The 22,627-nt window shown below is 69.9% G+C and carries 21 protein-coding genes and 1 pseudogene; 6 read left to right on the top strand and 16 right to left on the bottom strand.

All coding sequences use genetic code 11. From position 1 onward, the window contains the following. Positions 1-20 precede the first annotated feature (20 nt). The 5 genes from BO221_RS51430 to BO221_RS51410 all read right to left on the bottom strand — a co-directional run bounded on the left by BO221_RS51430 (position 21) and on the right by BO221_RS51410 (position 4,560). Complete coding sequence (locus BO221_RS51430) at positions 21-1,073, bottom strand: MXAN_6577-like cysteine-rich protein (protein ID WP_073568290.1); 1,053 nt, start codon at positions 1,071-1,073, stop codon at positions 21-23. 19 nt (positions 1,074-1,092) lie between these two features. Further along, positions 1,093-2,217: an RNA ligase RtcB family protein gene (locus BO221_RS51425; protein ID WP_073568289.1), complete on the bottom strand. Its 1,125-nt coding sequence runs from the start codon at positions 2,215-2,217 to the stop codon at positions 1,093-1,095. 63 nt (positions 2,218-2,280) lie between these two features. Continuing rightward, positions 2,281-2,745 (bottom strand): 23S rRNA (pseudouridine(1915)-N(3))-methyltransferase RlmH, encoded by a 465-nt coding sequence (locus BO221_RS51420; protein WP_073568288.1) that lies wholly within the window; start codon positions 2,743-2,745, stop codon positions 2,281-2,283. Then, on the bottom strand, positions 2,742-3,275 hold the full coding sequence (gene rsfS, locus BO221_RS51415; RefSeq protein WP_083682784.1) for a ribosome silencing factor: 534 nt from the start codon (positions 3,273-3,275) through the stop codon (positions 2,742-2,744). The genes BO221_RS51420 and rsfS overlap by 4 nt, the downstream gene beginning before the upstream one ends. 16 nt (positions 3,276-3,291) lie before the next feature. Beyond that, on the bottom strand, positions 3,292-4,560 hold the full coding sequence (locus tag BO221_RS51410; RefSeq protein ID WP_073568287.1) for a glutamate-5-semialdehyde dehydrogenase: 1,269 nt from the start codon (positions 4,558-4,560) through the stop codon (positions 3,292-3,294). Between BO221_RS51410 and BO221_RS51405 the strand changes: the two genes are divergently transcribed. After that, complete coding sequence (locus BO221_RS51405) at positions 4,559-4,897, top strand: tetratricopeptide repeat protein (RefSeq protein ID WP_043402547.1); 339 nt, start codon at positions 4,559-4,561, stop codon at positions 4,895-4,897. The two genes, BO221_RS51410 and BO221_RS51405, sit on opposite strands and share 2 nt — an antisense overlap. 6 nt (positions 4,898-4,903) lie before the next feature. Here the strand turns inward: BO221_RS51405 and BO221_RS51400 are convergent, their stop codons facing one another. Next, complete coding sequence (locus BO221_RS51400; RefSeq protein ID WP_369866336.1) at positions 4,904-5,962, bottom strand: hypothetical protein; 1,059 nt, start codon at positions 5,960-5,962, stop codon at positions 4,904-4,906. A 97-nt stretch (positions 5,963-6,059) separates the two neighbouring features. Here BO221_RS51400 and BO221_RS51395 point away from each other — a divergent pair, with 97 nt between their 5' ends. Continuing rightward, positions 6,060-6,602, top strand: coding sequence for a hypothetical protein (locus tag BO221_RS51395; RefSeq protein WP_073568285.1), 543 nt, complete (start codon positions 6,060-6,062; stop codon positions 6,600-6,602). Here the strand turns inward: BO221_RS51395 and BO221_RS51390 are convergent. Together BO221_RS51390 and BO221_RS51385 are read right to left on the bottom strand one after the other, a co-directional pair. After that, positions 6,599-7,699: a TetR family transcriptional regulator gene (locus tag BO221_RS51390; RefSeq protein WP_073568284.1), complete on the bottom strand. Its 1,101-nt coding sequence runs from the start codon at positions 7,697-7,699 to the stop codon at positions 6,599-6,601. The genes BO221_RS51395 and BO221_RS51390 overlap by 4 nt on opposite strands. 241 nt (positions 7,700-7,940) lie before the next feature. Then, positions 7,941-9,350, bottom strand: a complete 1,410-nt coding sequence (locus BO221_RS51385; RefSeq protein ID WP_073568283.1) for a sigma-54 dependent transcriptional regulator — start codon at positions 9,348-9,350, stop codon at positions 7,941-7,943. A 61-nt stretch (positions 9,351-9,411) separates the two neighbouring features. On the opposite strand from BO221_RS51385, the gene BO221_RS51380 reads away from it, so the two are divergent. After that, positions 9,412-9,999, top strand: a complete 588-nt coding sequence (locus tag BO221_RS51380; protein WP_073568282.1) for an NUDIX hydrolase — start codon at positions 9,412-9,414, stop codon at positions 9,997-9,999. A gap of 20 nt (positions 10,000-10,019) precedes the next feature. On the opposite strand, the gene BO221_RS51375 is transcribed toward BO221_RS51380, so the two are convergent. Both BO221_RS51375 and BO221_RS51370 read right to left on the bottom strand, forming a co-directional pair. Next, the gene (locus tag BO221_RS51375) at positions 10,020-10,676 is read right to left on the bottom strand and encodes a hypothetical protein (protein ID WP_143196182.1); all 657 of its coding nucleotides are present in this window, start codon (positions 10,674-10,676) and stop codon (positions 10,020-10,022) included. A 222-nt stretch (positions 10,677-10,898) separates the two neighbouring features. Beyond that, entirely contained in the window at positions 10,899-12,818 is a 1,920-nt protein-coding gene (locus BO221_RS51370; RefSeq protein WP_143196181.1) for a serine hydrolase, read from the bottom strand. Positions 12,819-12,904: 86 nt separating this feature from the next. Here BO221_RS51370 and BO221_RS51365 point away from each other — a divergent pair, with 86 nt between their 5' ends. Further along, positions 12,905-13,891, top strand: a complete 987-nt coding sequence (locus BO221_RS51365; RefSeq protein ID WP_073568279.1) for an aldo/keto reductase — start codon at positions 12,905-12,907, stop codon at positions 13,889-13,891. 8 nt (positions 13,892-13,899) lie between these two features. On the opposite strand, the gene BO221_RS51360 is transcribed toward BO221_RS51365, so the two are convergent. The 5 genes from BO221_RS51360 to BO221_RS51340 all read right to left on the bottom strand — a co-directional run bounded on the left by BO221_RS51360 (position 13,900) and on the right by BO221_RS51340 (position 20,971). Next, positions 13,900-14,286, bottom strand: a complete 387-nt coding sequence (locus BO221_RS51360) for a VOC family protein (RefSeq protein ID WP_073568278.1) — start codon at positions 14,284-14,286, stop codon at positions 13,900-13,902. A gap of 52 nt (positions 14,287-14,338) precedes the next feature. Next, positions 14,339-16,774, bottom strand: a complete 2,436-nt coding sequence (locus tag BO221_RS51355; protein ID WP_073568277.1) for a PAS domain-containing protein — start codon at positions 16,772-16,774, stop codon at positions 14,339-14,341. Next, a complete protein-coding gene (locus BO221_RS51350; RefSeq protein WP_073568276.1) occupies positions 16,771-17,181 on the bottom strand; it encodes a response regulator in 411 nt (136 codons plus the stop codon). Before BO221_RS51350 ends, BO221_RS51355 begins: the two co-directional genes overlap by 4 nt. Positions 17,182-17,190: 9 nt before the next feature. Then, positions 17,191-19,314, bottom strand: coding sequence for a PAS domain-containing protein (locus BO221_RS51345; protein WP_073568275.1), 2,124 nt, complete (start codon positions 19,312-19,314; stop codon positions 17,191-17,193). A gap of 184 nt (positions 19,315-19,498) precedes the next feature. After that, entirely contained in the window at positions 19,499-20,971 is a 1,473-nt protein-coding gene (locus tag BO221_RS51340; RefSeq protein ID WP_073568274.1) for an ATP-binding protein, read from the bottom strand. 72 nt (positions 20,972-21,043) lie between these two features. On the opposite strand from BO221_RS51340, the gene BO221_RS51335 reads away from it, so the two are divergent. Then, complete coding sequence (locus BO221_RS51335; protein ID WP_073568273.1) at positions 21,044-21,847, top strand: hypothetical protein; 804 nt, start codon at positions 21,044-21,046, stop codon at positions 21,845-21,847. Between the two features lie 352 nt (positions 21,848-22,199). Continuing rightward, the gene (locus BO221_RS54645) at positions 22,200-22,439 is read left to right on the top strand and encodes a hypothetical protein (protein ID WP_143196180.1); all 240 of its coding nucleotides are present in this window, start codon (positions 22,200-22,202) and stop codon (positions 22,437-22,439) included. On the opposite strand, the pseudogene BO221_RS51330 reads toward BO221_RS54645, so the two are convergent. Beyond that, positions 22,418-22,627: pseudogene (locus BO221_RS51330) on the bottom strand (IS66 family transposase); the annotation flags it as partial. The gene BO221_RS54645 and the pseudogene BO221_RS51330 sit on opposite strands and share 22 nt — an antisense overlap.

The following is a 22,627-nucleotide window of genomic DNA, read 5'->3' as shown; positions in this document are numbered from 1 at the left end:
CGGCTGGCGGGCCCCGGGACTCACGGGAGGGCGCAGAGCCCGGTCGAGCACACCAGCCCGGTGGCGCACACCCGCTCGCAGGCGCCGCAGTTGCGTGGGTCCGAGCTCAGGTCCACGCAGCCGATTGCGCAGAGGACGAGGGGCTCCGCGCACTGGCAGCGGCTGTTGGTGCATGTCTCGTCCGGGGTGCAGGCGCGGCCGCAGGCACCGCAGTGCTGCGTGCTCGTGCGCAGGTCCACGCACTGGCCATCGCACTCGGCCTGGCCGGAAGGACAGGCACATGCGCCTCGCGTGCACACCTGGCCCGGGCCACATGCCCTGCCGCAGGCTCCACAGTGGCGTGCGTCGCTCGTGAGGTTGGCGCAGGTTCCGTCACATTCGACGCTGCCCACGGGACAGTCGAGGCGGCAATGGCCTCCCACGCACACCTCGCCGGAGCCGCAGCCCGTGCCGCAGGTGCCGCAATGGAAGGGGTCGGACTGCACGTCCACGCAGCCCTGGCCGCAGCGGCGGAGTCCCGTGGCGCAGTCATCCACGCACTCGCCGTCCTGACACAGGCGCGAGCCGCACCCGTTGCCGCAGGCGCCACAGTTGTTCCCGTCCGAGCCGAGGTCCGTGCACGCGCCGTCGCAGGCGGTCAGCGGAGGCTCGCAGGCACAGGTGCCCGCATCGCACGATTCGCGGGAGCCACAGGCGGTGCCGCAGGTACCGCAGCTGGCCGTGCTCGACTCGAGCGCCACGCAGGCGCGCTCGCACTGCGTCAGCCCGGCGGCGCAGGACTCCGTGCACCGGCCCTGGCTGCACACCTGTCCTTCAGCGCAGGCCGTGCCGCAGGCGCCACAGTGGAAGGCGTCGCTGCGCGTGTCCACGCACGCCGCCTCACAGCGCGTCTGGCCGAGGGCACAGGCCGGGAGCAGCTCTCGGGCGACACAGCGAGCCTCCACGCAGACCGAGTCCTCGGGACACGGGGGGTCGTCGGGCTGGCCGCAGAAGGAGGGCGTGGTGCGCGTGCACCCGAGGCCAGTGACACACGTCATCACCACGAGCAGGAGCAGGCGCGAGAGCGAGGGCATTCGGGCCGGTGACTCTACCCTACTCGCGCCGGGTGCGCGTCTTGTAGGTGAGCACGGGCGCCAGTGTCGCCACCACCCGGACGAGTCCGGCGTCCACCAGGTCCTGCACTACACGGTCGATGGCCTTGTACGCGGGAGGTGCCTCCTCGAAGAGCAGGTCTCGGTCCTCGCAGATGACGTGGCTCTTGAAGGAGGTGCGGGTGAGGGCCTCGGGGGTGAAGCGCTCGCGCATCCGCTCACGGGCACTGGTGCGCGTCCACTTGCGGCCGGCCCCGTGCGCCAGGCTGTGGGCGTGGTTCGTGCCGTCGCCCAGGGGCAGCACCAGGTAGCTCAGCGAGCCCCGGCTGCCGGGAATCACCACCGGCCCCTGATCCGAGGGCGCCGCGCCCTTGCGATGCAACCAGCAGGTGTGGCCGTCGTACTGCTTCGGGGTGACGCTGTTGTGGCAGACATCGAGCACCCGCCGCCCCGACGCCGCGATGCCCTGCATCATCCTTCCGGCGATGGTGGCGCGATTGGCCCGCGCCCACTCCACGGCGTGGTCATGCCGCGCGAGGTATCGCCGCGCCTCGTCCGAGTCTTCCACGAGGCTCCCGGTTCCATGTCGATCCACGTGGGCCCGGAGGATGGCCTCGCCCAGTCCGCGGGAGCCGGAGTGCACGAGCAGCAGGAGCCGATCCGTTCCCAGCCCCAGCGCGGTGAAGGTCTCCGCGTCGTGCACCGCGTCCACCCGTTGCACCTCGGCGAAGTGGTTGCCGCCGCCCACCGTGCCGAGCGCCGCCTCGAAGCCGCACGGCTTCACGCCCATGCTGGCGAGCACCGCGTCCGTGTTGCCCTCCCAGGGTCCATCCAGGTCCAGGCGCGCCGCCCAGCGCTCCGGCTTCGCCTTGCGCGCGGGCAGATCCAACTCCCAGAGGCCCATCCCACAGCCGATGTCGTTGCCCACGAGGAAGGGATAGAAAAGTCCCTCGGAGGCGAAGGCGGCGCCCACCGGTGCACCCTTGCCCGGGTGCAGGTCCGGCAGGCCCACCGCGGAGCGCATGCCGGGAAGCCGCGAGGCGGCCTCGAGTTGACGGATGGCTTCACCCTCCACCCACGACTGGGGTGAGGCGATGACGCGGATGTGAGGGGTGGGCGAGTTCATGTGCCCTCGGACGCGTGTGGCGTCCGGTGCCTGACGGCGCCTCCCCGGAGCCTCCTTGCCCGCCTACTTGTGGTAGGGCTCGCCCTTGAGGATGGTGAAGGCGCGGTAGAGCTGCTCCACCAGCACCACCCGCGCCAGCCGGTGCGGCAGCGTCATCTTCGACAGCGAGAGCACCAGGTCCGCGGATTGTCTCACCCGCTCGTCCAGGCCCTCGTCCCCGCCGATGACGAGCAGCAGGTCCTTCGCACCATCCTGGGCCCGGCCCACGTACCGGCTGAACTCCACCGAATCCAGCAGCTTGCCCCGCTCGTCGAGCGCGACGATCAGGTCCTGCGGCTTGCGGCGCGAGAGGATGGCCTCGGCCTCGGCGGCCTTGGCGTCCGGCGCCTTGCCCTTCTTCCCACCCGCCTCGGGGAGCTCCAGCAGCTCGAAGCGGGTGTAGTGGGCCAGGCGCGAGGCGTACTCCTGGACCGCGGGCTCATAGAGGCCCGAGCGGTCCTTGCCGATGGAGAGGAGCCGGACCTTCAGGCCACCTTCTCCCGCGCGGCGTCGGCCCAGAGGCCCTCGAGGTCATAGTGCGAGCGCGCCTCGGAGAAGAAGAGGTGCGACACCACCTCGCCGAAGTCCAGGAGCACCCACTGGCCCGTGTCCATGCCCTCGTGGCCGATGGGGCGCAGGTCCTCCGTCTCCTTCAGGTTCTTCAGCACGTGCTCGGCCATGGCCGATACCTGCCGGTCGCTCTCACCCGAGGCCACCACGAAGTAGTCCGCGTAGGACGTCATCCCGCGCACGTCGAGGATGACGATGTCCAACGCCTTCTTGTCCGAGAGCAGGGTGCCAATCTTGCGCGCCAGGGCATGGGCGTGCGGGTTCTCCGCGGGAGCCCCCGGGGCCGCTGCTCCCGGGGTCAACGCCTTCTTCTTGGTCGTCTTCTTCCGCGCGGGCAGCTTCTTGGCCGCTCCCTTCTTCGCCGCGGTCTTGGTGCGTGTGGCCAGCGACGGCGCGCTCTTCTTCTTCGCCGCGGGCTTCTTCGTGGTCGTCTTCTTCTTGGTTGCCATACGTGTCCGGGGCACCCTAGCGCACCTGCCCCTGTCCCAGAATGACGTACTTCTGGCTGGTCAATTCTCGCAACCCCATGGGCCCAAAAGCGTGCAGTCGGCTGGTGGAAATCCCGATCTCCGCCCCCAGGCCCAGCTCGCCCCCGTCGTTGAAGCGGGTGGAGGCGTTCCACGCCACCGCGCTCGCCTGGGCCTCCCGGGTGAAGCGTCCCGCCACCGCCTCGTCCGCGGTGACGATGGCTTCCGTGTGTTCGCTTCCGTACCGGGCGATGTGACCCAGCGCGTCGTCCAGCCCGTCCACCACCCGCACCGCCAGGATGAGGTCCAGGAACTCCCGCCCCCAGTCGTCCTGCGAGGCCGGGTTTACCGGCACCCCGGCGCGTGACAGCACCTGCACCGTGGCCGCGTCCCCGCGCAGCTCCACCCCCTTGGCCACCAGCTCCCGGCCCACCTGGGGCAGGAAGCGCTCCGCCACCGCGCGGTCCACCAGCAGGCACTCCGCGGCGTTGCACACCCCCGGGCGGCTCGTCTTCGCGTTGACGGCGATCCGCGTGGCCATGTCCAGGTCCGCCGCCTCGTGCACGTACACGTGGCAGACGCCCTTGTAGTGCTTCACCACCGGAATCCGCGCGTTCTCCGCCACGAAGCGGATGAGGCCCTCGCCGCCGCGCGGAATGCACAAATCAATCAGCCCCTCCAGCTTCAGCAGCTCCAGCAGTGTCTCGCGCTCGCCCGGGGGCACTGGCTGGATGCACGCGGCTGGCAGTCCCGCCTCGGTGAGGCCCGCCGCCAGCGCCGAGGCGATGGCCGCGTTCGAGCGCGCCGCCTCGCTCCCGCCGCGCAGCAGCGCCGCGTTGCCGCTCTTGAGGCACAGCGCCGCCGCGTCGCTCGTCACGTTGGGACGGGCCTCGTAGATCATCAGCACCACCCCCAGCGGCAGCCGTACCTTGCGCACGTGCAGGCCGTTGGGCCGGTCCCACTCCTCCGTCACCTCGCCCACCGGGTCCTTCAGGCCGGCCACCGACTCCACCGCCCGGGCCATGCCCTCCACCCGCGAGGCGTCCAGCAGCAACCGGTCCAGGAAGGCCCCTCCTTTGCCGGAGGCCCGCGCGGCGGCCATGTCCGCTTCGTTGGCGGCGAGCAGGGTGGGGAGGGCCCCGCGCAGGTGGCGCGCCATGGCCCGCAGGGCCTCATCCTTCTGGCCGGTGGGGGCGGTGGCGAGCACGCGGGAGGCCGCCCGGGAGGCTTCGGCGAGGGAGCGCACGTCTTCCTTGGCAACGGACATGCCTCTCCTCTATCACCGCCCCATGAGCAACGCCCGGTTGGAGCAGTTCAAGCAGATGGCGGCCGAGTTCCCCGACGCGCCCATGGCGCACTTCTCCCTGGGAAAGGCCTATTTGGAGCTGAGGCAGTACGCCGAGGCGGCCCAGGCCCTGGAGACGGCGGTGCGGTTGGATCCCCAATACGCCGCGGCCATGGTGTCCCTGGGGGATGCCTACACCGGCGCGGGGCAGACGCAGAAGGCCCGCGAGGTGCTCACCCGCGCCCGCGACACGGCGCTCGCCCAGAGCCACGCCAGCCTCGCCGAGGAGATCGACGAGCGGCTGTCCGGCCTGGACTGAACCCCGCTACGGCCGCCAGGTGAGGCCCACGCCGCCCACCTGGCGGAAGTAGAAGAGGCCGTTGCGCGACAGTTCGGTGCCGTACATCGCGAAGGAGAACTCCACGTCCACCCGCTCGCTCAGGGGCCGGGCCAGCTTCAGCGACAGCATGTGCTGCGCCTCCTCGTCGTCGACCAGGGTGATCTCCGGCGAGAGGAAGACGCCGTCCGGATAGGCGTTGATGCCCAGCGCGCCCTGGGCCATGAGCGTCAGCTTCCAGGGCAGCCGCACCCCCGCGGTGCCGCTCAGCCGGTGGCGCTGCAGGGACTCGCCAAAGCTGTTGGAGCTGGTCTCCAGGTACGAATAGGACAGCCCCAGCGCCACCGGGCCCTTGTAGCTGTAGCTGGCGCTCGCCATCAGTGCCCCGTCCTGGCGCCGTCCCGTCCACGCGGGCGTGGTGCCCGGCGGGTACCTCACGGAGGCGCTGTAGCGGCGCTGGCCGTACTCACCCATGACGGTGAAGGCGTGGCGCCGGTCCAGGCGGAAACGCGCGAGGAAGCCCACCTCGGGGCTGCCGAAGCTGGCGGAGAAGTCCGGCCGGTAGAGGAAGCGGTGCGCTCCGGCGCGAAGGCGCAGGGAGAGCCGCGCATCCGGGGCGTGCTCCAGGAAGGCGAACGCCGCCAGGTCCGTGTACGCACGGCTGCCGCCCCGCCGGTCCTTGGCCCGCCCCTCCACGCCCACGCCCAGCGTCTCGCCCACGGCGAGCGAGCCCTCCAGCGCGGCGGCCTGCACCAGCACGTCCTCGTTGGGGAAGGCCACGTACTTGCGGCCCCCACCGTCATAGCGGCCCACCAGTTGCCAGCGGTCCGCGGTGTAGCGGCCCTCCGCCGTGGCGAGCAGGCCGAGCACCGCGTCCGTGGTGTCCGGGCGCGACTCTCCCTGGTAGAAGTCGCGCGGCGCGTTGCCGTCCAGCATCAGCCTGCCCGACACGCGCAGCTGTCCCTCCACGTCGGCGGCTTGAGCGCCACCGGCGAGCGCCAGGGTTGACACCACGAGCGCGGAGAGGAGCCGTTTCAACGGGCGCACCATACTCCGTACACTGTCCGCATGCCCTGTCCACGAGAGGGCAGCCGGCCGGGCGGGGCGATGACTGCGCGCCCGGACGATCGGTAGAGTGGGTGTCATGCGACTCACTTCCGTACTCTCCGTATATGCCCTGCTCGCGCTCGTGGCCTGCGGCCCCCCCGGCTTCCTGGCGGAGGTGAAGGGCGAGACCACCGTGGCGGGAGATCCGACGGGTATCTCCACCGTCCTCGACGCGTTCCCGGCCATCGGCAGCTTCTCCAACCTCGATTTCGACCAGAACCAGGACTTCAAGAACCAGGGCGTCACCAAGGACCAGGTGTCCTCCGTGAAGCTTCAGTCCCTGGAGCTCAAGGTGCTCTCCCCCTCGGACCAGGACTTCTCCTTCCTCGACACGCTGGAGTTCTACGCGAAGACGGGGGACCAGGAGGTGCTGGTGGCCTCCAGGCGGAACATCTCCTCGCTGGGCCTCAAGGCGCCCAACCCGGTGCTGGTGCTGGAGGTGACGGACGCGGAGCTGCAACCCTTCATCACCGCGCCCTCCATGAGCCTCAGCGTGCGGGGCAAGGGCCGCAAGCCCGCGAAGGAAGTACGCCTGGAGGCCAACGTGAAGCTGCTCGTGCAGGCGCGGCTGCTGGACTAGCGCAGCTCGCGGGCCCTGCGCTCCAGCGAGCCCGCGCGGGAGTCCAGCTCTCGCGCGAGCGACTCGAGCCGGGCCGCCTCCGCCTCCAGGCCGCGGAGATCCTCCGGGTTGCCGCTGGCGAGCACCTGGGCGCGCACCGTGCCCACCTGGGGCCGGTTGTCCGCGGCGCGGTAGACGGGTGACTGGGAGTGGTCCCCCATCTCCACTCCGCCGCCACCTTCTCCAGGTGAGGGCGTCCCCGTTACCGGATCGCCCGAGCCCGGGGTCGGGTTCAGAGGGGGCGTGGCCACATCCCCCTGGCCGCCCCCCGAGGCGTACTCCCGCGGTGCGTTGAAGAGGCCGCCGCGGCTGCGCTGGGAGACCTCCACGGAGATGGACTTCGTGGAGGAGTTGAAGCGCAGGCGCATCTGCCGGTCCTGCTCGTCGAACATCGACTCCTCGCCGAGGAAGTCGCTCATGCGCCGCTCCAGCTCGCGCTCCTCGCGCAGCTCGGTGATGCGGCCGCGCAGGGCCTGCAGGCGCTGGCGCACCTTGTCCTCGGAGTCGCGCAGCACGTCCGCCTGCTCCAGGAGATCCTCGGGGTCGTCGCTGGAGTCGCGGCGATCGAGCGCCGGCACCTGGGAGGCGGGCAGGGCGGAGCGCAGCGCGTCGCGCTCGGCGCGCAGGTCGCGCATGCGGGAGATCAGCTTGGAGCGGGCCTCGCGGTCAGGGGTGGCGTCCCAGGCGGTACGCACCCGGGCCAGCTCCTCGGAGAGCGCCGAGTGCAGCGCCAGGTTGCGGCGCTCCGCCTCGGTCTCGGCCCCGGCGAGCGACTGGGCCAGCCCGGTGAGCTGGCCGGACAGCTCCTGGGACTGCCGCAGCGCCGTCTCCAGGTCCGGGCCCGCCACCAGCCGGCCCTTCTGCTCGGCCTTGAGCTGCTCGATGCGGCCGGCCAGGGTGTTGAGCTCCGCGCGCAGCACCTGCTGCCGGTCTCTCAGGTCACGCACCTGGGTCCGCGCCGTCCGGGCCTCGGCCCGCAGCCCGTCCACACCCGAGGCCGCCCACACGGGCGTTCCCAGGGAGAGACACAGCAGCAGGGGGAGCAGGACGCGCTTCATCAACCCCCTCCTCACAGCAAGCCGGATGCCAGGGCCCCGCCACGACAGGGCGATTCGCCGTCCACGAAACCCGAGAAGTTCCGGGGACTTCGCACACGGGCGGGCCAGGGCTGGCGGGGAGGATTGACGGAAAACCACGATGAGAGCGGGGGGACGGTAGATTTTCGAGGGGACGGTTTCTTTTTTACAGCCAGACGCGCCGGTCCGCCACCCGCCGTGAGCCAGCCCGTGGGGGACTGGCTCAGTTCTCCTCGGGGCGCTCGCTCTTGGCGATGAAGCCGTACTTCTCCAGCTTGTAGTACAGCGCGGACGTCTTGATGCCGAGCAGCCGGGCCGTCTCCGTCTTCACGCCGCCGGCCTTCTCGTAGGCGCGGGCGATGAGCTGGCGCTCGAGGTCCTCGAGGATGTCGGGCAGGGGCCGGTCCCCCATGGGCACGGGCAGGCCCGAGTCGCTCCGGGGCGTGGTGCCGGTGAGGTGCGTGGGCAGGTCCGTGGCGGCGAGTGTTTCGCCCTCGGCGAAGACGAGCGACTGCTCGATGACGTTCTCCAGCTCGCGCACGTTGCCGGGCCAGGCGTAGCGGGCCAGCGCGCGCAGGGCGCTGTCATCCAGGCCCTTCACCCGCTTGTTCACCCGCGGGGCGTGCTTGATGACGAAGTGGCGCGCCAGCGAAGTGATGTCCTCGGGGCGCTCGCGCAGGGGCGGAATCTGGAGGGGGACGATGTGCAGCCGGTAGTAGAGGTCCTCGCGGAAGCGGCCGGCCTTCACCTCGGCCTGGAGGTCGCGGTGGGTGGCGCTCACCACGCGCACGTCCACCTTGAGCGTCTCCTCTCCGCCCACGCGCTGAATCTCCTTCTCCTGGAGCACGCGCAGCAGCTTCGTCTGGACGGAGTGGGGGATTTCGCCGATCTCGTCGAGGAAGAGGGTGCCGCCGTCGGCGAGCTCGAAGCGGCCGAGCTTGCGCTTGACGGCGCCGGTGAAGGCCCCGCGCTCGTGGCCGAAGAGCTCGCTCTCCAGGAGCGTCTCGGCGAGGGCGGCGCAGTGGACGACGACGAAGGGGCCGTCCTTGCGAGGGGAGAGCTGGTGGAGCATGCGCGCCACGAGCTCCTTGCCGGTGCCGGACTCGCCGCGCACGAAGACGGTGGCGTCGGTGGCGGCGGCCTTGCGCACCATGCCGACGAGCCGCTGCATGGGCTCGCTGTCACCCACCATGAGGTTGCCGTGGGCGAGGGCGGCGTCGGCCTCGAATGCCTCGGTGCGGGCGGACAGGCGCTCCACCTGGCGGCGGGTGGAGGAGAGCTCCAGGCCCTTCTCCACCTTGGCGCGCAGCACGTCCGGGGTGAAGGGCTTGGTGATGAAGTCGTAGGCGCCCTGCTGCATGGCCTGCACGGCCGTCTCGATGGTGCCGAAGGCGGTGACGACCATGACGACGGCGGCCGGGTCATGCGCCTTGAGCGTCCGGGTGACCTCGATGCCGTCCATGCCGTCCATCTTCAGGTCGGTGACGACGAGGTCGAAGGGCGACTTCCGGTAGGCGGAGACACCGTCGGTGCCGGAGCGGGCGGCCGTGACGGTGTGGCCGGAGCGGGTGAGGGTGACGGCCATTCCCTCGCGGAGGGTGTCGTGGTCGTCGATGACGAGGATACGGGCCATGGGGGGGCACCCTATATCGTCCTGGCGCCCGGCGTCGAAGTGGGCACAATCCGCCCCCCTCATGAGCACTCCCCCGACGAGCACCTCCCTGTCTTCCCTGCACGAGTTGCTGGCCCGCCACGTTCCCTCGGACGGCAAGGAGCGGGAGGACCTGGCGAAGATGCGCGTCCTGGCCACGGAGCTGGAGAAGCCCTTCTCCCGGGCGCAGGAGCGGGGGCACTTCACCGGCAGTGCGGTGGTGGTGGATCCGCCGGGTGAGCGGGTGGCACTGGTGTACCACGGCAAGATTCACCGGTGGCTGCAGCCGGGAGGACACGCGGAGGAGGCGGACGCGGGCAGCATGGAGGCCACGGCGCTGCGCGAGGCGCGTGAGGAGACGGGCTGCCGGGTGCGGTTGCACGAGCGGGCGCCGAGGCCGCTGGACGTGGATGTCCACCCCATCGCGGCACGCAAGGGGGAGCCGGAGCACCTGCACCTGGACGTGCGCTTCCTGGTGGTGGCGGAGGATCCGGAGTCACTGGCGCATGACCCGGCGGAGTCCTTCGGGGCTCAGTGGGTGACGTGGGACGAGGCGCTGGCGCGGACGGCGGGTGAGGCCCCACTGCGGCGCATGATGGAGAAGGCTCGAGAGGTGGTGCGCGCGCGGTAGGGCCGTGCCCGGGTGCTGTCTCAGTACGTGTAGGTGACGCGCAGGTTCGGCGTGCCAGACCAGGCCCGGCTGGAGCTCACCTTCGCGGTCTCATGCGACTGCGAGATGCTGTGATGGGGGAAGAAGAGGGTCAGATAGACCTGCCTCTTGTAGTCCAGGCCATTCCTGACCATATCGGTCACGTCGATCGAGATCGGAGCGGGCAGCGTGGGCTTGGTAGCCCGGACCAACTTGGTGTCGTACCGGACGGCGGTGGAGAGATTGGTGCCGAGGGTGGTGTAGGGACTGACGCGCGCAACGTAGAGGGCATCCAGCGTGTCGAATGGATTCCCGGTGACCTCGGTGATGGTGAACTGCAGCGATGCCGACTTGATGTACGCGTTGGACGGCAATCCCCCGAGGCTGAAGGTCATGAATCCGTCGTAATAATTGTCGCCGGACATGAACCACCAGACCTTGCCCAGCATGTAGTGGTTTTCCGTCGAGCTGGTGGCGTTGTGGGTGACCCAGCCGTCATTCACGGCATACACGGTCGTAGCGCTCTCGAGAGCCTGCTCGGTGGACGAGAGCTCCATGGCCTCGCCCGTCTCCGCGGCGTGCAACGCCTCCGCCCCACCACACCCACCCAGAGCCGAAGCGGCTACAGCGAACATCACCGGCAACGAAAAGCGGTTCATTCTCTTCCTTTCAAGAAGAATTCAGTCGTGTTGTGTATGCCCTCCATCTCCAGTGAAAGGCTTTTCACCGGGGGTGACGGGGAAATCGCGTTTCCCGCCTTGAGGGCGGAGCTGCTTCTATCCTGGTTTGGCGGGATTCGGTTTGTGTATATCCGACAAGTGATTCCATCTTGACGCCAGCCCGCGGGGGGCCCACTCGTCGCGGATTCCGCGTATGTATGTCTACAGCGGAGCGAGCCCCAGCAGGTGCCAGTGATGGAGCCATGCGGCGAAGGCCGTCGCGGCCAGCGCGGCACTGGAGAGTGACAGCCGGAGGGCCAGGTTCCCGGAGCGTTTCCACCACGCGCGCGCGCTCCAGGCGAGGGCTCCCGGGGTGAGCACCACGGCTCCGAGCGCGCAGGCCATCGAAGCGCCCAGTAACCGGGGCGTGGTGCCGTACTCCAGTTCGACGTGGTGGCGCACCAGGAGCGTGAAGCCGGTCAGGAACAGCAGGTGCAGCAGGCCCATGGCCGCCAGCAGGCCCGTGGCCGGACTCCGGTGGAGGACGCCCACCATCACGGCCAGCGCGAAGAGCGCGGCGCACACGGCCAGCAGTCCATAGGTGAACGCGGACGTTTCGTACCAGGGCACCCGCTCGTATGCCGCCGTGGGCTGGTTCTCGAAGAAGAGGTGCGTGATGTGGCCGGCTGCGTCTTCGCGGAAGGCCACGCGCTCCGGTGAGGCCGGGTCCTCGGCGGGACGGAACAGGCGTGGCTCCACCTCCACCCAGCGCCTGGGCGTGTGCCCGGGCTCCTTGATGTGGAGGGTGCCATCTCCGCCATCTCGCACGCGGATCTCCTGGCGCCACCCCAGCGACGCCTCCGCCGTGCGGTAGGCCCGCCACGTCGTTTGATATCCCCCCGCGAAGCGTGCCGCCCGCTCGGCGAAGTCCCGCGTGGGCACGGGCATGTCCGGGGGCGGGGCAGGGGAGTCGTGCTCGAGTACGGCGCGCAGCAGCTCGATCCGCGCCCGCCGCGCGGCGTCCTTCTCTCCCGGGCCGTTGTACGAGACGAACAGCCCCATCCCGTGCTCCGGCATCAGCACCAGCAGCGAGTGGAAGAGGTACGCGTCCCCCAGGTGTCCGATGAGCCGCTGGCCATTCAGCTGGAACTCCATGAAGCCATGGGCCCACCCGCTCAACCTCGGATCATGCGTGAAGTGCTGGCGATGCATCCGCCGCACCGTTTCCTCGCTCAGGATGCGGTGGCCCTCGTGTTGTCCTCCCTGGAGGTGCGCGAGCATGAACCTCGTCAGGTCCGTGGCCGTCGTGAGCAGCGAGCCGCTGGCGGCCACCACCACCTGCTCCAGGGGCTGGGCCCGCGGGCTCCCGTCCTCGACGGTGTGTCCCAGCGCCATGCCGGCGGCGAGCTCCGGTGGCACCGTCCTGCGGAAGAAGGTGCGTCTCATGCCCAGCGGCTCCAGCACGTTCTCCCGGAGGTACTGCTCGAAGGACTGGCCCGACACCCGCTCGACGATGTGCTCGGCGAGGCTCGTCCCATAATCGGAGTACGCCGAGAGCTCTCCCGGAGGACGCACCCGGGCCGGCATGCGCTCCCGCAGGTATTCCGCCAGCGTGCCGGGTGGTGCTTCGGGCCAGAGGCGCCCGTGCACCTCGAAGCCTCCCGTGTGCGCCATCAGGTGCGCGAGCGTGAGGGGCCGGGCGTACGTCGCGGGGAGCCGTATGTCTTCCAGATACGTCTGGACGTCCGCGTCCAGGTCGAGCCGGCCTCGCTCGGCGAGTTGCATCACCGCCGTCCAGACGAACAGCTTGCCGATTGAAGCCACGCGGAAGAGCGTCGTGTCCGCCACCACCGGCGTGTGGCTCCCGGCGTCCGCGTCGCCGTATCCCCGGGCCAGCACCACCTGGCCGTCCCGCACCACCGCCACCGCCGCTCCGGGAATCCGGTACGCCGCGAGCTGCCGGGTGACCACGCGCTCCACGAGCGGCTCCAGCGACGCCGCCTCCGCCCGCTGGGGAACCTCGGCCCGTGCCGGCACCGCCAGGGCGAGCACCAGCACCAGGGCGGACAGACCCGGGGCGGCTCTGTGCGGCGTGGACGGCATGCCGCAGGTGTAGCGGACTTCCCCTGTCGAAGGGAACACAGGGGCACCCGTCCATCCGTTCTTCTCCTGGCCCCGGAAGGTCCAGGCCGCTAACAAGGACCGCCGTACCCACAAGGAGGGATGTCATGGAGCAGAGGGCACTCGGAAAGCAGGGGCTGAAGGTCTCCGCCCTGGGCCTGGGCTGCATGGGAATGAGCGACTTCTATGGCTCGGGCGACGAGAAGGAGTCCATCGCCGTCATCCACCGGGCGCTGGAGCTCGGGGTGGACTTCTTCGACACGGCCGACATGTACGGTCCGTTCACCAACGAGAAGCTGCTGGGCAAGGCCATCGCCGGCAAGCGAGACAAGGTCATCGTCGCCACCAAGTTCGGCAACGTGCGCGCCGAGGACGGCTCCTTCCTCGGCATCAGCGGCAAGCCCGACTACGTGCTCAAGGCCTGTGATGCCTCCCTGAGGCGTCTGGGCGTGGACCACATCGACCTCTACTACCAGCACCGCGTGGACACCACCGTGCCCATCGAGGACACCGTGGGCGCCATGGCCCAGCTGGTGAAGCAGGGCAAGGTCCGTTACCTCGGCCTGTCCGAGGCCGCGCCCGACACCATCCGCCGCGCCCACAAGGTGCACCCCATCTCCGCGCTCCAGACCGAGTACTCGCTCTGGAGCAGGGACCCCGAGGACGAGGTGCTCCCCACCGTGCGCGAGCTGGGCATCGGCTTCGTCCCCTACAGCCCGCTGGGCCGCGGCTTCCTCACCGGCCGCTACCGCCGCATCGAGGACCTCGAGCCCAACGACTGGCGCCGCAACAACCCGCGCTTCCAGGGCGAGAACTTCGCGAAGAACCTCCAGCTCGTGGAGAAGATCAACGAGCTGGCCGCGCGCAAGAAGGTGAAGTCCTCACAGCTCGCGCTCGCGTGGGTGCTGGCCCAGGGCAAGGACCTCGTCCCCATCCCCGGCACCAAGCAGGTGAAGTACCTCGAGGAGAACGTCGCCGCGGCGGACATCCGGCTTTCCCCCGAGGAGCTGCGGGAGCTCGACACCATCGCCCCCAAGGGCGTGGCGGCTGGCACCCGCTACCCCGAGGCCAGCATGAAGTCGGTCCACCGCTGAGCCGTGGCTCAGGCCTCCGTGTTGGGGAAGTGCGGGTTCTCGATGAGCCCGAACACGTTGCCGAATGGATCCGTCACGGTGGTCACTCGGATGCCGCCGCCCACGTCCCGCACGGGGCTGGCGGCTTCGATGCCGAGCTTCTTCAGGCGCTCCAGCGCCTGGTCCGCGTTCTCCACGCCCCAGTAGGTCACCGAGCCTCCGGGGCCCGGCTTCCCCGTGGACGGCTTCGGGTCCAGCCCCAGCTCGAAGCCGCCCACGTTGAAGCCCACGTAGAAGGGCTCGTCGAAGTACGGCGAGACACCCAGCACCTGGCTGTACCAGGCCTTCGCCTTCTCCAGGTCCGTCACGTGGTAGATGGTGGTGCGCAGTCCGAGGATGGGGGCGGTGTTCGTCATTCCCTCACCCTAACCCTCTCCCAGAGGGAGAGGGGACGCCTCGTGGGCCAGGTCAGCTCTTCGGGATCGGTGGGGGCGTCGTGGCTCTTCTCGGCAGACGCACCGTGAAGCGCGTGCCCTCGCCCTCCCGCGAGCTCACCGTGATGCCTCCGCCGTGCGCCAGCACCAGCTGCCGGGTGATGTAGAGCCCCAGCCCCACACTGCCCGCTCCACTGCCCGCATGGCGGCCCCGGCGGAACGGCTCGAAGAGATCCGGCAGGATCGCCCCCTCGATGGCCGCTCCCTCGTTGTGCACCTCGAGGAATACCTCGCCGGCCTCGCCCCGGCAGCGCACCCAGACCGCCGTGTCCTGCGGGCTGTGCTGGAGCGCATTGCCCACCAGATTGCCGAGCACCTGCGCGAGCCGGTCTCCGTCCCACTCGCCCATGCCATCCCCCTCCAGCTTCAGCTCCAGCTGCCGCTCCGGATGGCTGGCGGCCAGCTCCTCCACCACGCCGCGCGCCAGCTCGAAGAGGTCCATCTTCTTGCGCTCCACGCGAATGCCGCCGCCCAGCCGCGCCTGGCTGAAGTCCAACAGGTCGCGGATGAGGCGCGTGGAGCGGTCCGACGCGGAGATGATGCGGGTGAGGCTCTTGATCTGCCGCTCGTCCAGCCCCTCTCGCGCCAGCAGCACCGAGGCGGAGATGCGGATGACGCTCAGCGGGTTGCGCAGATCATGGCTGACGATGCCGAGGATCTGCCGCTCGAACTCGGCGAGCTGGCGCGCCTCGGCCTCCTGCTGCTTCTGCACGGTGATGTCCACGTAGGCGCCCGTCATGTAGAGGGGGCGCCCGTTCGCGTCCACGAAGGTCTTCCCCTTGCCGCTCAGCCAGTGCACGCGCCCATCCGGCCACACCACGCGGAAGTCCATCTCGAAGTCCGCGCCCTCGCGCGCGCAGGCCTCGTTGCGCCGTGCCGCCTCGGACCGGTCCTCCGGGTGCACCAGCGCCAGGCAGTCCTCCATCGTCTGCACCGTGCGCCCCAGCGGCAGGCCGAAGAGCTGGTCCAGGTTCTCGTCCCACTCCAGCGCGTTGGTGCGGATGTCCCAGCGGAAGGTGCCCGTGCCGCCCGCCCACAGCGCCGCGCGCAGCCGCTCGTCACGCTCCTGCAGCGTGGCCTCCATCCGCTCGCGATCCGCCAGCAGCTCTCTCAGCTGGGCCTCGCTCGCCTCGGCCTGGGCGCGCGCCTGCTGCGCGGCTTCATAGAGGCGGGCCCGCTCCAGCGCCTGTGACCCCTGCCGCGCCAGCGCGAGGAGGAACTCCTGCTCGTCCGAGGTCAGGGTACGCGGCCCCGCGTAGTTCACCACCAGGGCTCCCATCACCCCGCGGCTGCCGCGCAGGGGCATCACCGCCGCGGCCTCGTAGGGCAGGTCCAACCGCGCCACCGTGGGGAAGCGCCGGTCCCGCTCCTCGCGGTTGGCGAAGGTGACGAGCTTGTCGGTGCGCACCGCCTCCGTCACCGCCAGCGGCGCGTCGAGCGGGATGCGCTCCATGTTGCGCGTCAGGTGCCGGACGTTCTCGGTGGCGCTCACCAGCTCGAGCATCTGGCCATCCTCGGTCAGCAGGCACACCGCCCCCGAGTGGGCCTCCAGCGCCGCCACACCCTGGGTGAGGAGGATGTCCACCACCTGCCGGGGCGTGAGGGCCTCGGAGAGCGCGGCGGTGACGGCCTGGATGCGGGAGATGCGCTCCTGGGCCCTGCGCTGGTCGTCGATGTCGGCGTTGGTGCCGAACCAGCGGATGACGCGGCCGCGCGCGTCCCTCATGGGCAGGGCCCGGATGAGATGCCAGCGCCACGTGCCACCGGTCCGCCAGATGCGGGCCTCCACCTCGTAGGGCTCACCCGTGCGCAGGCTGGACTGCCAGCGCTCCATCACCCGGGGGAGATCCTCCCTGTGCACGGCCTTGGGCCACTGCGAGGGCTCGCCCATGGGAAGGCCGTTGTTCTCGTAGCCGCGGCGGCTGATGTAGTCCAGCACCCCATCCGGCCGGCTCGTCCAGATGGTGTGCGGCAGCACCTCGGCGAGCGTGCGGTACTGCTGCTGCACCTCGTGCAGGCGCAACGTCTGGCGCAGCAGGTGCGCGAGGCGCTCCGGGGTGAGCGCCGACTTGGCCAGGTAGTCGGTGGCACCGGCCTTCATCAGCTCCACGGCGATGTGCTCGTCCCCCTGCCCGGTGAGCATGATGATGGGCGTCTCCACCAGCGCGGAGCGGGCCTTGCGCAGCACCTCCAGCCCGTCATGGCCCGGCATCTGGAAGTCCATCAGCGCGCAGTCGAAGGTCTGCTCCATCAGGGCGGCGAGCGCGGCCGTGCCATCCCCCACCTCGACGAGCTGGGCATTCAGCCCCGCCTTGAGCAGGGCGCGCCGCACCGCGAGCCGGTCCACCTCGTCGTCGTCCGCCACCAGCAGACGCAGCGGTTGCTCCTCCATGCGCTCCTCGGCCCTCACGGCAGCTCCACCCGGGACCAGTATGCGTTGAGTGCGGTCATCAACTCCACGAAGGCGGGCGAGGCCACGGGCTTGACGAGGTAGCCGGCTACGTTGTGCGCGTAGCTTTGCAGCCGGTCTCTCTCATCGTTGGAGGTGGTGAGCACCACCACGGGGGTGGAGCTCAGCTCGGGGTCGGCGCGCAGGGCGCGCAGGAACTCGAGGCCATTCATCCGCGGCATGTTGAGGTCCAGCAGGATGATGCGGTTGCTGGACGGCACGGTGCCGTTGCGCAACAGCTCCAGCGCCTGACGCCCGTCGCCAGCGACGTAGAGGGTGTTGTGGATGTTGCTCTTCTTGAAGGCGCGCTGGACGTTCATGACGTCCACCGCGTCGTCATCCACCAGCAGGATGTTCAGCGTCTTCACGGTACGCTCTCAGCGCCCCTCGTCAGGGGTGTGCTTGGGCCAGGTGAAACGGAAGGTAGCCCCCTGGCCAGGGGCGGACTCCAGCCAGGCACGCCCCCCGCGTGCCTCCACGCTCTTCTTCACCACCGACAGACCGATGCCGGTGCTCTCCACTTCATCACGGGCCCGCAGTGTCTGGAAGATGCCCCAGATGCGTTCATGGTACTCGGGCGCGATGCCGGGGCCATTGTCGGCCACGGAGAATTCCCAGAAGGCGTCCAGTTGACGCGCGTCCACCCGTACCCGTGTTCCGGGCGACTGGGCGTGCTTGAAGGCGTTGCCCAGCAGATTGAGGAACACCTGTTGCAGGGGCACCCGCTCGGTGCGCAGGGTGGGCATGCCGGGTGCCAGCTCCACCTGCGTGCCGTCGGGGGGGGCGAGCAGCTCCACGCATTCGGTGAGCAGCTTGCCCACGTCCACCGGCTCCGGCCGGCCCCGCACCCGGCCCGCGCGGCTGTAGTCGAGGATGCCGTTGATGAGCGCCTCCATGCGCTCCACGCGCCCGCGCAGCAGCCGCATCTGCTCGCGCGTCTCGTCCGTCATCACGGGCTGCAGGTCGTCCTCTATCCACTGCGACAGGTTGGCGATTCCGCGCAGCGGGGCCTTCAGGTCATGGCTGGCCACGTAGGCGAACTGGTCCAGCTCCTTGTTGCTGCGCTCCAGCGCGGCGATGAGGCGCTCACGCTCGGCCTCGGCGCGCTTGCGCTCGGTGATGTCCAGCACCACGGTGGCCACGCCCAGCGTGGTTCCCTCGGCCGAGCGCACGGGCGCATAGCGCGCCAGCCACGCCCGCTCCTCGCCCGAGGGCAGCCGGGTGGAGGACTCCACCGTCTGCGTCTCGCCCGTCTCCAGCGCCCGCCGCAGCGACTTCACGACGATTTCCACACCGGGGCCCTGCATGGAGAGCACCTCGGGCATGGTGTGTCCCAGGTGATCCTCCGCGGGCTTGCGGTTGATGTCCTGCAGGGTGCGGTTGACGCGCACGAAACACAGCGTCCGGTCGAAGAGGGCGATGCCGGCGGGGGCCGCGTCGAGCAGCGTGTCCAGCATGGCGCGGGCCTGCTCGGCGAGGTACTGCTCGTGCTGGGCCCGGCGCATGGCGTCCTGGCTCTCGCGGTACAGGCGCGCGTTGTCCAGCGCGAGCGCGGCGCGGCGCGCGAACTCCTCGGCCAGCGACAGGTCCGCGGCGGAGAAGCTCCGGTTGCTCCTGGCCTGCACCAGCGTGATGCCGCCCAGCGTCCGCCCATGCACCACCAGCGGCACGATGATGGAGGAGTGCATCCCCAGCTCCCGCAGCAGCCGCAGGTTGTTCACGTCGCGCACGAGCTGGGTGTGCATCGCGTCCGGGATGACCTCCAGCAGCTCCGGCTCCCCGGTGCGCAGCACGTAGCCGAGCCCCTGGCTGGCATGGTGGAGATCCGCGGGCTCGCGGCGCGCCAGCTCCCAGATGAGCGGCTCCTTGTTGCCGTCGGAGTGGGTCACCGCGACGCGCTCCACGGTCTCGTCCGGCCGCACCAGGTCCACCGTGCACCAGTCCGCCAGCCGCGGGACGATCATCCGCGTGAGGTTGCGCAGCGTCTCCTCGGGGTCCAGCGTGAGGGCGAGCAGGGCGCTGGCCTCGGCGAGGAAGCCGTGCACGTCGGCGGTGCGCTTCTGGTCGTCGATGTCCGTGCAGGTGCCGAACCAGCGGACGATGCGGCCCTGGGCGTCATGCATCGGGATGGCGCGGCCGAGGAACCAGCGCCAGACGCCGTCCAGCCGGCGGCAGCGGTACTCGATTTCGAAGGGCTCTCCGGTGATCAGGCTGTGGCGCCAGCGCTTCTCGGCCTCGGCCATGTCCTCGGAGTGGAAGGCCTGCTTCCAGCCATTGCCCCGGGACTCCTCAAGGTCCATGCCGGTGTACTCGTACCAGCGGCGGTTGAGGTAGTCCTGGACGCCGTCGGGCCGGGACGTCCAGACGATCTGCGGCAGGGCCTCGGCCAGCAGGCGGAATTGCTCGCGCTCGGTGTCGAGCCGCTGCTCCGCTCCCGCGACCCCGAAGACGGAGTGCAGGGCGTCGTAGGCGGTGAGATCTCCGTCGGATTGGCGGGACACGTCGAGCGGCCCTCCGCGGGGCAAGAATGGAGATGGAACCTGCCGAGCACCCCTTCTCTTACTGCGTCCCGGCGACCTCATGTCCGGCACGACGGACCGGTTGTCGTCCGCGCAACAGGTCTGCCAGGCCCTCACATTTCCGCGAAGCACACTCAGCGTGCGGGGGCTCGCCGGGCTGCCTGGTTCACGGGCGTTCCGGGACCGGGACGAGGGGGAGGGTGAGCTCGAAGGTGGTGGTGCCCGGGTGGGGAACGAGCCGCAGGTCTCCCCCATGGGCCCGGGCAATCTTGCGGGACAGGGGCAGGCCCAGGCCGGTGCCCTTTTCCCGGGTAGTGAAGAAGGGCTCGAAGATGCGCTCGCGTTCGGTTTCGGGCACACCGGGTCCGGAGTCCTCGACGCGGATGGTGTAGCCGAGGCCCTCTCCGCGGCCCGTCACGCGCACCTTGCCGCCGGGGGGCGAGGCCTGCACCGCGTTCTTCACCATGTTCACCAGCGCGGCCGTCAGCAGGCTGCCATCCGCCTCGAGCACCGCGGGCTCGGCCACCACCTCCACCGTCACCTCGCGGGCCGCCGCGTCCGCCGCGAGCAGGACGCTGGCCTCCGTGAGCAGATCCGGCGCGGCCACGGGCGAGCGCGACAGCGGCTGCTCCCGGGCGAAGGCGAGGAAGTCCTCGACGATGCGCTGGAGGTACTCCACCTCGTGCTGGATGCGCACCACGTGCCCGGTGGCCTCCGCGTGGGCGCCGGCCTTCAAGTCCTCGGCGAGGATTCCCGAGAAGAGGGAGATGCCACCGAGGGGATTGCGCACCTCGTGCGCCACGCCCGCCAGCATCAACTTGAGCTGCCGGTCGCGGCTCTCCAGGGCGCCGCGCATGACCTCGAGCTCGCGCGCCAGCACGCCGATTTCCTGCGTGGGCTCGGGAGGCACGGGCGTTGTCAGGTCACCCCGGCCGATGCGCAGCGCTGAGGCCATGAGCCGGCGCAGGGGCCGCGCCAGTCCGCGCGCGGTGAGGATGGCGACGAGGCCGAGCACCCCGAGGGCCACGCCACTGGCCGCCGCGAAGCTCCGGGACAGGCGGGCGAGGGGACCGAAGAAGGCGGCGCTGCCCTCCACGGCCACCGCGCCCACCACCTGGCCCTCGCGGCGCACCGGGGCGTAGCCGGTCTTGTAGAAGCGTCCATCCGAGCCGAGGAAGAGCACCTGGCTGGCCGCGCGCTCGCCGGAGAAGACCCGGGACAGCTCGAGCCTGTCCCGCGCGAGCTCGGGGACCTCGGTGCCTACCGGGAGGTTGCCGCCCACGTCCGCGCGGACGCGGCCCTGCGTGTCCACCACGTACAGGCGCCGCACGCCGCTCGAGTCGCGGACCTCGGTGAGCAGGCGCACGAGGTTGCGCCACGTGCGCGTGCCCGAGGTGTCGTCACCAGGCTCGATGGTGAGCATGCGCTCGCCGCTCACCTGGCTCGCCGTGGCGGCGGCGATGGCGGAGAGGCTCGTGCCCAGCTCTTCCTCGAGGATGGAGCGGGCCAGCGCGTAGACGGCTGTTCCCGTGAGCGCGAGGAAGAGCAGCGTGGGCAGCAGGAATGCCACGAGCAGGCGCGCCGAGAGCGAGCCCAGCGCGTCCTTCAGGCGGGAGGTGAGGGGAGGCGGGGTGGACATGGGGAGAGGCGGTTTCGCACTCTACACCGGCACCAGGTTGCGGGCTGGAGCCGGTTTGATAGGAGGCGCTCCATGACGTCCGGACAGAGTTCTTCGCTGCAGCTGCCGTCGTTCCTGCATGGCACCTTCCGCTCGGCGCGGCAGAAGGCGAAGCGGGAGGGCCTGAGGTGTGGCGAGCAGTACCAGAAGGACGGCACTTTCCTGCTTCCCCGGCAGCTGGTGGACGTGCCCCCGGGTGAGGTGGTGATGGCGCACGATCTGGTGGACTTCCAGCACGAGCGCCCGGCCTGGCGGCTGTACCTGGTGTCGGATGTCATGAGCGGACTGCTCGATGCCGTGGACCCGAAGAACACGTTCCCCACGAGAGATGCGTACGAGGACTTCTGCCTGGAGACGGCCTGGGGAGCGCTCCACTTCGCCCTCGTGCAGATGGGCCCGGTGAGTGCGCAGCGCACGGCGAAGCGCCTGCAGGCGGTGCTGCGCTTCTGGGAGCCGCTCCAGTCCGCGCGCTACCTCTTCAAGAAACTGGGGACGGCGCAAACGCTGGAGGATGTGATGGTGGCCGCTTGCGACTGGGCCATGGATGCATGGTGCCCGGTGGGAGACGACTCCGTGCGCCAACGGCTGGAGATAGCGGCGGAGCGTATGGCGCGGGCGACGCGGGAGGATTGTATCGAGGCCATCCTCCGGGAGATGCCGCGAGCCTTGGCGCATGCCGGGAAGTTGAAGCACGGCGGCGTGGTGGCCGACCCTGGCTTCCAGCGTGAGCGCCTCGCCACGCTCGACTCATGGTCCTTCGACCGGGTGTCTGCTGCGTGTACGGCGGACTTGATCTGGTTGCTGACTATCTGGGAGCGCGAACTCGAGAAGCATTAGGAATCGCTCCGTTTGAATTGTCCCTGGGGATGGTTCCCCGCAGGTGCGCTGGTAGGTGGGGTTCGTAGGGTGACCGGACGGCCGAGGGCCTGGAGTTGCCCGTGCTCCCCGTTTCTACTTCATCCTGGCTCCGCGACTTCTTGAACGAGCGGACCGGGAGTTGCACGTGAGTGCCACCATTGGCTGTCCACCCAGGTCTCAGTTCGCGTGGTGCATTTCTGTGGTTCTCGTCTCGGTGCTCGCCGGCTGTGCGACAGCTTCCGGAGGGCGGAACTCCCCCGCTTGGAGCTCGGAGACGCCACGGTTCGAGTCGCCGCGAGTTGGCGCTCCAAGGCAGGAAATCCTGTTGGCCATGAGCGACGTGCCGACGGCGGGTGGAGTTCCGGCCAACCCTGCGCCGCAGGGCTACAATGTACCCGGCCGGAAGCCGGATTCGCAGATGCCCTGGGAGTTCTTCATGGGCAATGCTTCACACCGGCTGATTGCTTTCAAGTATGGGGTCAGTCATCCGAGGAGTCGAGTCTATTATAATAACAAGTCGATCAAGAAAATCAGTAACCGTTCACCAGCTCAGGCGGTGAGAGCGAGCTGAGGTACGGGCGCGGTGGGGAGGAGCGAAGGCCCGCGCAGGCCGCGGCGGTGGGCGGCGAGGGTGTCGGTCAGGAAGGCGAGCACGTCACGGCCCTGCAGCTTGAGGGTGGTAGTGGTGGTGAAGAGGCGCTCCACGAAGCGGCTGCCCTCCTCGCTCTGCGTGCCGAAGGACGTCTTCCTGTACATGAC

It is taken from the genome of Archangium sp. Cb G35 (genome assembly GCF_001896145.1).
GTDB classification, from domain to species: domain Bacteria; phylum Myxococcota; class Myxococcia; order Myxococcales; family Myxococcaceae; genus Archangium; species Archangium violaceum.
This window is presented reverse-complemented; position numbering and strand designations above follow the sequence as displayed.